Annotated in this window: 12 protein-coding genes; 7 read left to right on the top strand and 5 right to left on the bottom strand. The window is 65.4% G+C overall.

Going from position 1 to position 14133, the window contains the following annotated elements:
• Window positions 1–902: IS110 family transposase (locus WBG82_RS13760; protein WP_424425132.1), on the bottom strand; the 902-nt coding region annotated here is incomplete at its 3' end.
• 367 nt (window positions 903–1269) lie between these two features.
• Between WBG82_RS13760 and WBG82_RS13765 the strand changes: the two genes are divergently transcribed.
• Window positions 1270–1566 carry a GIY-YIG nuclease family protein gene (locus WBG82_RS13765; RefSeq protein ID WP_424425134.1) on the top strand — a complete coding sequence of 99 codons (297 nt, stop codon included), beginning with the start codon at window positions 1270–1272 and terminating at the stop codon, window positions 1564–1566.
• A 132-nt stretch (window positions 1567–1698) separates the two neighbouring features.
• Here the strand turns inward: WBG82_RS13765 and WBG82_RS13770 are convergent, their stop codons facing one another.
• Complete coding sequence (locus WBG82_RS13770; RefSeq protein ID WP_424425136.1) at window positions 1699–3612, bottom strand: ABC-F family ATP-binding cassette domain-containing protein; 1914 nt, start codon at window positions 3610–3612, stop codon at window positions 1699–1701.
• A 95-nt stretch (window positions 3613–3707) separates the two neighbouring features.
• On the opposite strand from WBG82_RS13770, the gene ndk reads away from it, so the two are divergent.
• The gene (gene ndk / locus WBG82_RS13775) at window positions 3708–4130 is read left to right on the top strand and encodes a nucleoside-diphosphate kinase (RefSeq protein ID WP_424425138.1); all 423 of its coding nucleotides are present in this window, start codon (window positions 3708–3710) and stop codon (window positions 4128–4130) included.
• Window positions 4131–4207: 77 nt separating this feature from the next.
• Here ndk and purN read toward each other — a convergent pair whose 3' ends face one another.
• Together purN and purM are read right to left on the bottom strand one after the other, a co-directional pair.
• Window positions 4208–4855: a phosphoribosylglycinamide formyltransferase gene (gene purN, locus WBG82_RS13780; RefSeq protein ID WP_424425140.1), complete on the bottom strand. Its 648-nt coding sequence runs from the start codon at window positions 4853–4855 to the stop codon at window positions 4208–4210.
• The gene (purM, locus tag WBG82_RS13785; protein WP_424425142.1) at window positions 4852–5949 is read right to left on the bottom strand and encodes a phosphoribosylformylglycinamidine cyclo-ligase; all 1098 of its coding nucleotides are present in this window, start codon (window positions 5947–5949) and stop codon (window positions 4852–4854) included. Before purM ends, purN begins: the two co-directional genes overlap by 4 nt.
• Window positions 5950–6177: 228 nt before the next feature.
• Here purM and WBG82_RS13790 point away from each other — a divergent pair, with 228 nt between their 5' ends.
• The 5 genes from WBG82_RS13790 to WBG82_RS13810 all read left to right on the top strand — a co-directional run bounded on the left by WBG82_RS13790 (window position 6178) and on the right by WBG82_RS13810 (window position 12960).
• Window positions 6178–7236, top strand: coding sequence for a DUF2066 domain-containing protein (locus WBG82_RS13790; protein ID WP_424425144.1), 1059 nt, complete (start codon window positions 6178–6180; stop codon window positions 7234–7236).
• 12 nt (window positions 7237–7248) lie between these two features.
• Window positions 7249–8349 (top strand): AI-2E family transporter, encoded by a 1101-nt coding sequence (locus WBG82_RS13795; RefSeq protein ID WP_424425146.1) that lies wholly within the window; start codon window positions 7249–7251, stop codon window positions 8347–8349.
• Window positions 8349–9023, top strand: a complete 675-nt coding sequence (locus WBG82_RS13800; RefSeq protein ID WP_424425148.1) for an HdaA/DnaA family protein — start codon at window positions 8349–8351, stop codon at window positions 9021–9023. The genes WBG82_RS13795 and WBG82_RS13800 overlap by 1 nt, the downstream gene beginning before the upstream one ends.
• Window positions 9024–9166: 143 nt before the next feature.
• Window positions 9167–11443 carry an RNA degradosome polyphosphate kinase gene (locus WBG82_RS13805; RefSeq protein WP_424425186.1) on the top strand — a complete coding sequence of 759 codons (2277 nt, stop codon included), beginning with the start codon at window positions 9167–9169 and terminating at the stop codon, window positions 11441–11443.
• 17 nt (window positions 11444–11460) lie between these two features.
• Window positions 11461–12960, top strand: coding sequence for an exopolyphosphatase (locus WBG82_RS13810; protein WP_424425150.1), 1500 nt, complete (start codon window positions 11461–11463; stop codon window positions 12958–12960).
• Between the two features lie 3 nt (window positions 12961–12963).
• Here WBG82_RS13810 and rnd read toward each other — a convergent pair whose 3' ends face one another.
• Entirely contained in the window at window positions 12964–14127 is a 1164-nt protein-coding gene (gene rnd / locus WBG82_RS13815; RefSeq protein ID WP_424425152.1) for a ribonuclease D, read from the bottom strand.
• Between the last annotated feature and the right edge of the window lie 6 nt (window positions 14128–14133).

Here is a 14133-nt window from a genome sequence, read left to right on the forward strand (position 1 = left end):
AGGATGGTGATGAGCTTTCGCACGGTGGCGATCATGGCGAGCTTGAAGGGTTTTCCACGCGTTCTGAGGTTTTGATAGAAGCCGCCGAGAACGGGATCCCTGACCTTGATGGCGCTGAGGACGGCCATGTAGGCGATATCGCGCAGATGCTTTCGCCCGCCGGCACATCGGCCGTTGCGGCCGGATGCACCTGACTGACGCGCATAGGGTGCCACGCCGACAAGGGCCGCGGCGACCTTGGCGGAGACTTTTCCCAGTTCGGGCATATCGGCCAGCAAGGCCGTGGCCAGAACCGGGCCGACGCCGGTGACCCGGCAAAGCCGCGCTTGCCGCCGCCGCAACCCTGGCGTCTTCGCCAGCAGGTCCGCGATCGCGGTCTCGAGCGTGGCGATGTCCTGTGCGATGGCCTGCAAGCGCGTCTCGATCATGGAGCGCACGACCGGCTCGTCAATGGTGTCGCATTGGCTGACAAGCCCGCTCTTTTCGGCCAGCAGCCGCCGGCGATGGGCGGCGATCGCACCCAGCTTGCGGCGGGCTGGATCAGGCGCATAAGGCGTGAGGCAAGATCGCACCATCATCAGATAACGGGCGATCATGGCGGCGTCGATCTTGTCGGTCTTGGCCAGTTGGCCGATGCCGCGGGCAAAACTGCGCACACGGGCGGGGGCAACGACATGAACCTCCAAACCCGCCGCATGGAGACTGTCGGCGAGCCTGCTTTCATAGCCGCCCGAGGCCTCGAGACCGACAGCCACCGGTCCCACTTGAACGAGGCGCCGAATGAGCTGTGCGACCTCGTCCGACGACGAGCCACAGCTGAAGCTTATCCCGGCCGGATGGATATGGATGTCGAAGTGGTGCTTGGAAACGTCGATGCCGACAAAGGACGGGTCGTGTATCATGGCCTTGCTCCCAGGCTTGTGGTGCGGGCAAAAGCCCGATCAACCGTTCGGGGTCAAAGGGAGCAGGCAGGGCCTCGCTTGACCTCGGCTGTTACAACCAGCCCGAAAGAACGGCCTCCTGCCTGCATCAGCCGGGATGCGCATCCCGGCTGATGCTCCAAGTAAAACACAACCCGTCCACACAAGCCCGGGGTGACGGAGAGTGTGGAGCGGCCAAGATGGACCCCGGGTCGAGCCCGGGGTGACGGCAGCGTTTGAGGCGCGGTCCTTGTCTCATTCGTCATGCCGGACTTGATCCGGCATCCATCTTCCTTCGCTATTGCGATTGAAGTCTGGACGCGGACCGATCAGGCGACGGGGAGGTGTGATGGGGGCAAGAGGCGGCTGGGTTTACATCATGACCAACAGGCCGCGCGGCACGCTCTATGTCGGCGTGGCTTCAGACATTGCGCGGCGCGCTTTTGAACACAGGCAGGGCGCGATCGCGGGATTCACGAAGCGCTATGGCCTCTCACGGCTCGTCTACATGGAAAGGCATGAGGAGATCGAGGCGGCGATTGATCGGGAGAAGAAGATCAAGAACTGGCCACGAGCTTGGAAAATTGACCTGATTTTGTCCGTCAATCCGTATTGGGAGGATTTGTACGAGGTGCTTCAAGCGTGATGGTCGCCGCGCCTGCCTCGCTTGCGGCCAAGATGCAGCCGGGTTCGAGTCCTGGGTGCAGAGCCACTTGCGCCCTGCCTGTCGCCCTGGACCACGGCACGAAGGCCGGGGCGATGGGGGCGGGGACGTGCGTCAGTCCGCGGTCATGGCCTCGTCATAGGCGGTGCTGGCGTCGAGCCACTCCTCCTCGGCGCGGGCGAGTGCCTTCAGCGCGTCGGCGCGGAGCTTGGCGAGGCGGGCGGCCTCGTCGGGTTTGCCATCGAAGGTACCGGGATCGGCAAGCTGCGCGTCCAGCCGCGCGACCTCGGCCTGAAGCCGCTCCATCTCGCGCTCGCTCGCCTGAATCTTTTTCTTCAGCGGCGCGAATTGCTCGCGCTTCTGCGCGGCGAGGCGGCGGGCTTCCTTCTTGTCGATCTGGGGCTTCGGCGCGGATGCCTCGCTCTCCTCGTCTGCATCGGCCGTGAGCGGCCGCACGCGGCGCGCGGGATCGAGAAGCCAGCGGCGATAATCGTCGAGGTCGCCGTCATAGGAGCTGACAGCGCCATCGGCCACGAGCCAGAGCCTGTCGGCGCAGGTTTCGACGAGATGCCGGTCATGGCTGATGAGGATGATCGCGCCGTCATATTCGTTGATGGCCATGACGAGCGCCTCGCGGCTGTCCACATCGAGATGGTTCGTCGGCTCGTCGAGAATGATGAGATGCGGCTTGTGAAAGGTCTGGATGGCAAAAAGCAGCCGCGCCTTCTCGCCGCCGGAGAGCTTCTCGACCCTTGTGTCAGCCTTGTCGGCGCCGAAGCCGTAGGAGCCCGCCATGGCGCGCACCTGCGCCTGCGTCGCATCGGGCATCAGCTCGCGGAAATGTTCGTAAGGCGTCTCGCCCATCTTCAGTTCGTCGAGCTGGTGCTGGGCGAAATAGGCGATGCGGAGCTTCTTCGAGACGTATTTGTGGCCGCCGGAAACCTGAAGCCGGTCACAAAGGAGCTTGGCAAAGGTCGACTTGCCATTGCCATTGGCGCCGAGAAGCGCGATGCGGTCGTCCTGATCGATGCGAAGATCGAGACCTTTCAGCACGGGCTTTTCCGGCTCGTAGCCGACGGCGGCATGTTCGAGGCGGATGATGGGCGAGGCGAGCGGCTTTTCCGGCGCGGGGAAGCGGAAGGGCATCACGCGCTCCTGCAGGATGTCCGCGATGGGCTCCATCTTCGCCAGCGCCTTGAGGCGGCTTTGCGCCTGCCGCGCCTTCGACGCCTTGGCGCGGAAGCGCTCGACAAAGCTCTCCATGTGCCGGCGCTGGTCTTCCTGCTTCCTCTTCATGGCGAGCTGGAGCGCCAGCTTCTCGCGCCGCGTGCGGTCGAAGCGGTCGTAATTGCCGCTATAGAGCGTGAGCTTCTTGTTCTCGAGATGCAGGATGCTCTCCGCGACATTGTTCAGCAGGTCGCGGTCGTGGCTGACGATGAGCACGGTGAAGGGATAGGAGCGCAGATAGTCCTCGAGCCAGATCGTGCCTTCGAGGTCGAGATAGTTGGTCGGCTCGTCGAGCAGCAGCAGATCGGGTTCGGAAAAGAGCACGGCCGCGAGCGCGACGCGCATGCGCCAGCCGCCGGAAAAATCGGAACAGGGCCGCGCCTGCGCCGCCTCGTCGAAGCCGAGGCCGGCAAGAATGGAGGCGGCCCGCGCCGGCGCCGCATGGGCGCCCATATCGGCAAGGCGCGTGTGGATCTCGGCGATCCTGTGCGCATCCGTCGCATGTTCGGCCTCGGCGAGCAGGGCCGCGCGCTCCTCATCCGCCGCGAGAACCGTGTCGAGGAGGGAGGTCGGGCCGGCAAGAACCTCCTGCCGGACCATGCCGACGCGCCAGTTCTTCGGGTAGCTGATGCCGCCGGTTTCCGGCTGGAGTTCGCCGGTAATGACCTTCAGCAGCGTCGATTTGCCGGTGCCGTTGCGGCCCACAAAGCCGACCTTCTGCCCCGGAGGCACGGCGGCCGTCACGCGGTCGAGCAGTAGGCGCCCCTCCATCCGGAAGGTGAGATCGTTGATATGCAGCATGCGCGGCTACTTATCACAGGCCGTTGCCGTCGTCATTAAGGGCGGCTATAACCCCGCGCGAAATCCCTGAACCTCATGAATTAGGAAGCTCTCGCATGGCGCTGGAACGGACTCTCTCGATCATCAAGCCGGACGCGACCCGGCGTAACCTCACCGGCAAGATCGTCGACCGGTTCGAAAGCGCGGGCCTGCGCGTCATCGCCTCGAAGCGCCTCTGGCTCTCCAAGGCCCAGGCCGAAGGCTTCTACGCCGTCCACAAGGAGCGGCCCTTCTTCAACGATCTCGTCGCTTTCATGATCTCGGGCCCGGTCGTGGTTCAGGTTCTGGAAGGCGAGAATGCCATCGCGAAGAATCGCGAGATCATGGGCGCGACCAACCCGGCCAACGCGGCCGAGGGCACAATCCGCAAGGATTTCGCCGAGTCGATCGAGGCGAATTCGGTGCATGGCTCCGACGCTCCGGAAACGGCCGCTCAGGAGATCTCCTATTTCTTCTCGGGCATCGAGATCGTCGGCTGATCCGGCACTATCGGAATTCGGAAAGCCCCGCTGGAAACGGCGGGGCTTTTTGTTTTGTCCCCGGGGTCCAGCTTTGCCTAATGGCCCGCCGGAACGAAGAGGGGCGCCTGCGCGCCTGCGTCCTCGCCGTCGATCAGCACACGCTCGTCGACGATCCGTGTGCGGCCCTCGGCGACGAGGCGGAGCGCCATCGGGTAGAGCCGGTGTTCGGCCGCAAGCACGCGATCGGCGAGGCGATCCACGGTGTCGCCGGGAATGACGGGCACGGCGGCCTGCGCGATGATCGGCCCCTCATCCATGGCCGGCCGCACGAAATGCACGGTACAGCCGGTGATCCTGCATCCCGCCTCGAGCACGCGCTCATGGACATGCAGGCCCTTGAAGGCCGGGAGGAGCGAGGGATGAATGTTGAGCTGCCGGTCGCGCCAGGCATCGACGAAACCATCCGACAGAATGCGCATGAAGCCCGCGTTGCAGACGAGATCAACGCCGGCCCGGCGAAGCGTGGCGTCGAGTTCGGCATCGAAGGCCTCGCGCGAAGGGTAGTCGCGGTGGCTGATGACCTCGGCCGGGATGCCCGCGTTCCGCGCGATGGCGATGCCGCCGGCATCCGCCTTGTTCGAAATGACGGTGACGATCTCGGCGGGGAAATCAGCCACCTTCGTCGCCTCGATCAGCGAGGCGAGATTGGAGCCGCGCCCCGAGATGAGAACGCCGACCCTCACGCCAGACTGCCCAGCGCGCCTTCGATGACGACGCGCGGTTCCTCGTCCCTGCGCTCGCGCAGCGTGCCGATGCGATAGACGGTTTCGCCCTCGGCGGCGAGCACGCGCGCGACTTCGGCCGCGCGATCCTCCGCCGCGACCACGACCATGCCGATGCCGCAATTGAAGGTGCGGCCCATTTCCGCTTCCTCGACGCCGCCGAGCTTCATCACCCAGCGGAAGACATCCGGCATCCGCCATGAGGCGCCGTCGATCTGGGCGGCGAGCCCCTCGGGCAGCACGCGCGGAATGTTCTCGACGAAGCCGCCGCCGGTGATGTGGGCGAGCGCCTTGATGGCGCCCGTCTCGCGGATCGCCTTCAGCACGCTGCGGACATAGATGCGCGTCGGCGTCAGCAGCGCCTCGCCGATGGTGACGCTGCCATCCTCGACATGGGGGAAGGGCGCGTCATAGCTGAGGCCGTGATCGGCGACGATGCGGCGGACGAGCGAATAGCCGTTGGAGTGGAAGCCGGTGGAGGCAAGGCCGATGAGCACGTCGCCCGCGCCGACATCGCGGCGGGGAAGGATCTGGTCGCGCTCGACCGCGCCGACGGCGAAGCCCGCAAGGTCGTAATCGCCCTTGGCGTACATGCCGGGCATCTCAGCCGTCTCGCCGCCAATGAGGGCGCAATTGGCCTGCCGGCAACCCTCGGCGATGCCGGAGATGACGGCGGTGGCCTCGTCGACGTCGAGCTTGCCGGTGGCGAAATAGTCGAGGAAGAAAAGGGGCTCCGCGCCCTGCACGACGAGATCATTGACCGACATGGCGACGAGGTCGATGCCGACCGTATCGTGAATGCCCGCCTCGATCGCAACCTTGAGCTTGGTGCCGACGCCATCATTGGCGGCTACGAGGACGGGGTCCTTGTAGCCCGTGGCCTTGAGGTCGAAGAGGCCGCCGAAACCGCCAAGTTCCGCATTCGAGCCCGAACGGCGGGTCGACTTGGCCAACGGGGCGATGGCCCGGACGAGGGCATTGCCCGCGTCTATATCCACACCGGCCTGCGCGTAGGTGTAGCGATTGGGGCGATCCTTGCTGGGGCTGTCGGCCATGAATGAACGGGTCCGGGTTGGGAGGATTCGAATTCGGCCACAAAACACCCGAAAACGCCCGTATAAGCAAGGGACTCGCGCGGGAAAAGCGGCCGGGCCGAAAAAGCGGCTGTCCCCGCTTCGCGGCGCCCGTGCGATACTATAGTCTGCGGCGCGGGCAGGGTCTTCCTGCCGGGCCAAAAGTGATTGGGATCAAGGGCCTATCGGATGAAAACGGCATCTCGGTTTATGGCGGCGGCGGCTTTTGCATGGGCGATCCTCGCTGGCGGGGGCGCTGGGGCGGCCGATCTCTACACCGTTCGCGGCGTCCATGTGGACGAGACGGCGAAGAGCGCGGCGGCGGCCCGGACCGTTGCCCAGGCCAATGGCCAGCGGCAGGCGCTCGTCCAGCTTCTGAAGCGTCTCACCCTGCCGGAGGACTGGGCGGCCCTGCCGCAGGTCGATGACAGGACGGCGCAGGACGCCGTTCGCGGCTTTCAGGTGGCGAGCGAGAAGGCCAGTTCCACCCGCTATATCGCCGACCTCAATGTGAGCTTCCAGCCCGATGCCGTGCAGCGGCTGCTGCGCGCCCGAAATATTCCCTTCGGCGAAACGCAGGCAAAGCCCGCGCTGCTGCTCGCCGTCCTCGATATGGGCGGCTCGCGCATGCTGTGGGAGGACAGGAACCCCTGGCGCGATGCCTGGGCCGCGTCCGACCTTGCGGATTCGATGACGCCGCTCATCATGCCGCTCGGCGATGTTCAGGAATTCTCCCTGGTGACGCCGCAGCAGGCGATATCAGGCGACCGGGCGGCGCTCGCCGCGCTGGCCGCGCGCTACGGCACCGACGAGGTCGTCGTCGCCCATGCGGTCGCAAACCCGGAAGGGACGAAGATCGACGTGACCGCCACCCGCTATGGCGCGCAGTCCGCAGCGCCCATCAGCCGGAGCTATCAGGCGACGACGCAAGGGCCCGATGCCTTCTCCGACATGGCCCGAGGGGCCGCCACGGACCTTCTGCTCGCGCTTGGCGCGGACTGGAAGCGCGCGATCGTGGTGCGCGACGGCGAGGCGGCGCAGCTTACCGCCTCGGCGCATTACGCGACGCTCGAACAGTGGGAAGCCATCCGCAGAGGGCTTTCGACCGCGCCGCTGGTCAAAGGGCTCCAGGTTGAAGGCATCGCCGCGACCGGCGCCGAGGTCGAGATCAGCTATCGCGGCACGCCGGAAAAGCTCGCCCTGTCGCTCGCCCAGTCGAACATTGCGCTCACGCAAGATGGCGATGGCTGGTCGCTGCGTCTGAGATAGAGGGGCCGCCCCATGACCGTGCAACGTCAGGCGGCGTTCTGGATCGGGGGCATACTCTGCTTCGTCCTGGCGCTCTGGCTACTGAAGAGCATTCTGCTGCCCTTCGTCGCCGGGCTCGCCGTTGCCTATTTCCTCGATCCCTTTGCTGACAAGCTGGAAAAGCGCGGCCTTTCGCGGCTCGCCGCGACCGCGCTCATCTCGGTCTTCTTCACGATGCTCGCCATCGCGGTGGCGGTCATCCTGCTGCCCTTGCTCTACCAGCAGACGGTCGCTTTCGTTGAGATCCTGCCCAACATCATTACCGGCGCACGCAGCTTCCTCAACGATGCGAGCCACGGAAAGCTCGCCCATCTGCTCGGCAACAATGCCGATATTCAGAAGGCGGTTCGGGAAGTGGCGGCGGGCGGCCTTTCGTGGCTCTTGAGCCTCCTGCCTTCAATCGGCTCGCAGGGCCTCGCGCTTGTCGGCCTCATTTCGCTCGTGGTCGTCACCCCCGTCGTCGCCTTCTACATGCTGCTCGACTGGGACCGCATGGTGGCGCGGATCGACGAGCTTCTGCCGCGCGATCACGCCGAGACGATCCGCGCGCTCGCCCGCGAGATCAACGAGGTGCTGGAGGGGTTCGTTCGCGGGCAGGTGCTGGTCTGTCTTTTCCTCGGCGTTTTCTATGCCGTCGGGCTTTCCGTCGCGGGACTCAAATTCGGCCTCGTCGTCGGCATCATGACGGGCATACTGAGTTTCATTCCCTATCTCGGCACCATTTCGGGCTTCGTCGTCTCGACGGCGCTTGCCTGCTTCCAGTTCTGGCCGGACTACGCGAGCATCGGCGTGATCGTCGCGATCTTCGTCGTCGGCCAGTTCATCGAGGGCAATTTCCTCGCGCCGAAGCTCGTAGGCGACAAGGTCCGGCTTCATCCCGTGTGGGTGATGTTTTCCCTTTTCGCGTTCGGTGCGCTGTTCGGCTTCGTCGGCGCGCTGATTGCGCTTCCCGTGGCGGCGGCAATCGGCGTGCTCGCGCGCTTCGGCGTCTCGCGCTATGAGGGCAGCCAGCTCTATTGGGGCTTGTCGGGCTCGCGCCGGTCGGCCGATGACAAGCCGGATACGGACGTTTGATGTCGCGGCAGCTCATCTTTGAACTCGGCCACCGCCCGGCCTTCGGGCGCGAGGATTTCCTGGTCGGCCCCTCCAACGAAGCGGCGGTCGCGATGATCGACGCCTGGCCGAACTGGCTGGGACCCACGGCCGCGCTTTCAGGCCCGGCCGGGAGCGGCAAGACGCATCTCGCGGAAGTCTGGCGCGCGGCAGCGGGCGCGGTGCGGCTCGACCTGAGCGCGCTTGGTGAGGCCGACCTGCCGGCACTCGTCGCGCAGCGCGCGATCATCCTCGAGGATCTGGCGAGGCTGAGCGACCGGGAGGAGAGGGCGCTTTTTCATCTCCTCAATCTCGTCAGGGAGGAGGGCGCGGCGCTCCTTCTCACCTCGCGCGCGGCGCCGGGGCATATCGAGGTGCGGCTGCCGGACCTCGCCTCGCGGCTGCGCGCGCTGCCGCATGCCGAACTCGGCGCCCCGGACGATGCGCTTCTCGCGGGCGTGCTCGTCAAGCTCTTCGACGACCGCCAGCTCCGCGTGGCGGAGCCCCTGATCGCCTATCTCACCTCGCGGATCGAACGCTCGATCTCGGTGCTGCGCGATGTGGTGGAGGCGCTCGACCGCGCCTCGCTTTCCGGTAAACGGCCCATTACCGTGCCGCTCGCGGCCGAGGTGCTGCAGAGCCTCGGACGTGGCTGAGCGCCCGGTCATGACTCAGTCACAGGTTTGACGTAATCTTCGGTGAGAAGAACGTCTCCGGCCGCGTGAGGCGAGGCCGCCGGGCCGGAACGAGGAATGCCGCGCCACAGCCTGTTTCCCAGGAGCAGAAGACGGTGACCCCTTTGCCGCCGCTCAATCGCAAGTCCGAACTCTCGTCGGAGGCGCCCGCATCGCGGCAGCCGGACCGGACGGGGGAGAGCAAGCTCGTTCCTTCGATCGATGTGAGCCCGCCCGATCGCTTCATCAATCGCGAGCTGTCCTGGCTCGCCTTCAATACGCGCGTGCTCGAGGAAACGGCGAACCTGAACCATCCGCTTCTCGAGCGGCTGCGCTTTCTTTCCATTTCCGCGTCCAATCTCGACGAATTCTTCATGGTGCGCGTGGCGGGCCTGCGCGGCCAGATCAGGGCGGGCGTCGATACACTGAGCCAGGACGGCCTCACGCCCGCGCAGCAGCTCGACCGCGTGAACGCGGCCGCCTATGAGCTGATGCAGGAACAGCAGCGGCAATGGGTGTCGATCAGGAAGGAGCTTCGCGAGGCCGGCATCAACGTGCTCGCGGCGAGCGAGGTCACGAAGGAAGAGTTCGCCTGGATCGAGAACCGTTTTCTCGAACAGGTCTTCCCCGTGCTGACGCCGCTCGCCATCGACCCGGCGCATCCTTTCCCTTTCATTCCCAATCTCGGCTTCGCGCTCGCGCTGCAGCTTCAGCGCCAGACCGACGGCAAGCTCATGAACGCGTTGCTGCCGATCCCGACGCAGGTCGAGCGCTTCATCCGCCTGCCCGCGCGCGAGACGGGCGACGGCGCCTCGCAGATCCGCTTCGTCTCGCTCGAGGACATGATCGGGCTTTTCCTCGACCGGCTCTTCCCCGGATACAGGGTGATCGGGCAGGGCGGCTTCCGGCTTCTGCGCGACAGCGACATCGAAATCGAGGAAGAAGCGGAAGACCTCGTGCGCTTCTTCGAATCCGCGCTGAAGCGCCGGCGCCGCGGCAGCGTGATCCGGCTCAAGATGCAGGCCTCAACGCCCGCCTCGCTGCGCGATCTCGTGGTGAGCGAACTCGGCGTGACCGACAAGGAATTCGTGATGGTCGACGGCCTTCTCGGCCTCGCCCAGACGAGCCAGCTCATCGTCGACGAGAGGCCCGACCTCAAATTCCCGCCCTATAATGCGCGCTTCCCCGAGCGCATCCGCGATCACGGCGGCGACTGCCTCGCGGCCATTCGCTCGAAGGACATCATCGTCCACCATCCTTACGAGTCCTTCGACGTGGTGGTGCAGTTCATCCGGCAGGCGGCAGCCGACCCCGATGTCGTCGCGATCAAGCAGACGCTCTATCGCACCTCGAAGGACAGCCCCATCGTCCAGGCGCTGATCGAGGCCGCGGAGGCGGGGAAATCGGTGACGGCGCTTGTCGAGCTCAAGGCGCGATTCGACGAGGCGGCGAATATCGTCTGGGCGCGCAATCTCGAACGCGCGGGCGTGCAGGTCGTGTTCGGTTTCATCGAACTCAAGACCCATGCGAAGCTCTCGCTCGTCGTGCGGCGCGAGGGCGGTGCATTGCGCTCCTATGTGCATTTCGGCACGGGCAATTACCACCCGGTGACGGCGAAGATCTATACCGATCTCTCGATGTTCACCTGCGACCCGCTGCTTGCCGCCGATGTGTCGCAGATCTTCAATTTCATCACCGGCTATGCCGAGCCGAAGCATCTGAACCTGCTCGCCGTCTCGCCGGTCAATCTGCGCGCGCGCCTGCTCGCCAATATTGAGGACGAGATCGCGCATGCGAAGGCAGGCCGCCCCGCCGCCATCTGGGTGAAGCTCAACGCGCTCGTCGATCCCGAAATCATCGACGCGCTCTATGAGGCGAGCAGGGCGGGCGTTCAGATCGAGATGGTGGTGCGCGGCATCTGCTGCCTGAGGCCGGGCGTTCCGGGCCTATCGGACAACATCCGTGTAAAGAGCATTGTCGGGCGCTTCCTCGAACACTCGCGCATCGTCTGCTTCGGCAATGGCTATGGCCTGCCTTCCGAGAAGGCCAAGGTCTATATTTCCTCCGCCGACTGGATGCCGCGCAATCTCGACCGCCGCGTCGAGGTGCTCGTTCCCATTCTGAACCCCACGGTTCACGAGCAGGTGCTCGATCAGATCATGGTTGCGAATCTGAAGGACAACCAGCAAAGTTGGTCGCTCCGGGCGGACGGCACCTATGAGCGCATGACCGTTCCGGAGGGGGGTGCGCCCTTCAACGCGCATTCCTATTTCATGAACAATGCAAGCCTCTCCGGCCGCGGAAAATCCTTGCGTGACAAGCTGCCGCCGACGTTCGATATCAGGGCTGGTGAAGTCAAATCCGGCGGTGTCAAAGCGGGAAGCGGCAAGCCCGGAGAATAAGGGGCTGAGGAGCTGATTTGAGCGGCAGGAAGAGCGCCGGCCGGTTTGGCATCGTCGATCTGGGCTCGAACTCTGTCCGCTTGGTCGTCTACGCCGCCGCTGTCCGCAGCCCGGTGCTCGTTTTCAACGAAAAGGTGCTTTGCGGCCTCGGGCGCACGCTGGCGAGCACGGGCCGGCTCGATCCGCAGGGGATCGAGCGGGCCTTCGACGCGCTGCGGCGCTTCATCGCGCTGCGCGAGCAGATCGGCATCGACCATCTCATCGTCGCCGCGACGGCGGCCGTGCGCGACGCGACGGACGGGCCCGAGTTTCTGGCGCAGGCGGAAGAGATTTGCGGCTTCAGGATCAGGCTCGTCTCCGGCCCCGAGGAAGCGCGGCTTGCGGCGCAGGGGGTTCTCTCCGGCATTCCCGATGCGGAGGGCATTGTCGGCGATCTGGGTGGCGCGAGCCTCGAACTTGTGAATGTCGGCGGAGGCAAGCTCATCGGCGAGGGATCGACGCTGCCGATCGGCCCGCTGCGCATCATGGATCAATCGAAGAACAATCCCGCGGCGGCGGAAGCGATCGTCGACAAGGCGCTGAAGGGCGTCGACCTTCTCAAGCAGACGCAGGGCCGCAAACTCTATGTCGTCGGCGGCGTCTGGCGAAATCTCGCCCGCATCCACATGGCGCAGCGCAATTACCCGATCCACGTTCTGCACGAATATGTGATCCCGGCGCGCGACGCAGCCGACATCGCCAAGGTGATCGAGAAGCTCGGGCCGAAAACGCTGGCGCAGATACCCGACATTTCCGAACGTCGCATCGACACGCTTCCCTTCGGCGCTCTGGTGCTCGACAGGCTCATCGGCGCGATGAAGGCGAAGGAAGTGGTCGTCTCCGCCTATGGGCTGCGCGAGGGCATTCTCTTCGACCATCTGGGCAAGCGCGAGCAGGCGAAGGATCCGCTGATCGAGGGGTGCCATGATCTGGCGAAGCGGCTGGCGCGCTTCCCGGAGCATGGCGAGGAACTGACGCGCTGGACGGCGCCGCTTTTCGCCGACGACGTGCTCGGCGAAACACCGGCTGCGGCGCGGCTGCGGCGCGCGGCCTGCATCCTTGCCGACATCGGCTGGTATGTGCATCCGGACTACCGCGCGCATCACACGCTGACGCAGATATTGCTTGCGCCGTTCTCCGGCGTCGATCATCCGGGCAGGCTCTTTCTCGCCCGCGTCGGCTATCACCGGCATGAGGGCAAGGGCGAGCCGGAGTTCATCGGCAATCTCGCCGGCATTCTGACGCCGGTCGAGAACCACCGCGCATTGGTGCTGGGGCTCGCGCAGCGACTCGCCTTCACGCTTTGCGCGGCGACGACGGGCGTGCTGCCGAGGACGCGGCTTGAAATTTCCCGATCGACGGTGACGCTCGTTGTGCCCCGGCGCTACCAGACGCTGCTCGGCGAAGTGGTGCAGCGCAGGCTATCGGCGCTCGCGCGCACGATCGACCGCAAGGGCGAGATGCGCGTCGGCCGCTGAGGCTCAGCGCGCGCCCTTCGCTGTTTCCAGCAGAAGGATTTTCTTGCCCCGCGCGCTCAGCGCCAGTTCTCCGCGCTTGAGACGCTGGGCGTCGGCGCCGAAGATTTCGCGCCGCCAGCCCTTGAGGGCCGGAACGTCCGGCTCGTCATGCGCGGCGATGAGTTCGAGATCGGACGTTCGGGCGACGAGCTTCTGCGCGACCTCATGCTCCTCGCTGCGGAGCGAGAGCAGAACCTTCAGCAATTCGACGAGGGGGCCAATGCCCGGCGGCAGCGGCTCGGAATCCTTGACGACGGGTATGCGGTCTTCCGGCATGGAGAGGCCGCGCTCGACGGCCTCCATGATGCTCGCGGCCGTCCGGCTGTTGGCGAAGCCCTTGGGCACAGCGCGCAGGCGGTCGAGATCCTCCGGTACGCGGGGGATCTGCGTCGCGATCTCGGCCAGCGCATCGTCCTTGAGGATGCGGGAGCGGGGCAGGTCGCGCTCCTGCGCCTGCCGCTCGCGCCAGGCGGCGATCTCGACAAGCACGGCAAGGCCACGCTGACCCTTGAAGCGCATCTTGATGCGCTTCCACGCATCTTCGGGGCGCTGGGCATAAGTCTCAGGGTCCTGGAGGATCGCCATTTCCTCGGCGACCCAGCGCGCGCGGCCGGTCTGTGTGAGCCGGCGCGCCAGCACCTCGTAAATCTTCCTCAGATGGGTGACGTCGCCACAGGCATATTGAAGCTGCTTGTCGGAGAGCGGGCGGCGCGACCAGTCGGTGAAGCGGGAGGATTTGTCCACGCTGCCGCCGGTCAGCTTGCGCACCAGCGTCTCATAGCCCACCGACTCGCCGAAGCCGCACACCATGGCCGCGACCTGGGTGTCGAAAAGCGGGTCGGGGATCGTTTCCGCCTCGTGCCAGAAGATCTCGATATCCTGCCGCGCGGCATGGAAAACCTTGACCACCTGCTTGTTGCGCATGAGCTCATAGAAGGGGGCAAGGTCGATGCCAGGCGCCTGCGGGTCGACGATGAATGCCTCGCCGGGGCTGGCAAGCTGGATGAGGCAGAGCTTCGGCCAGAAGGTCGAGTCGCGCATGAATTCGGTGTCGACCGTGACATAGCCGGCATCGGCAAGGCGTGCGCATGTGGCCGCGAGCGCGTCAGTGTTCGTAATGATGTTCATCGGGCG

Origin of the sequence: Parvibaculum sp. (genome assembly GCF_049671045.1) — a bacterium.
In the GTDB taxonomy this organism is placed as follows: Bacteria; Pseudomonadota; Alphaproteobacteria; order Parvibaculales; family Parvibaculaceae; genus Parvibaculum.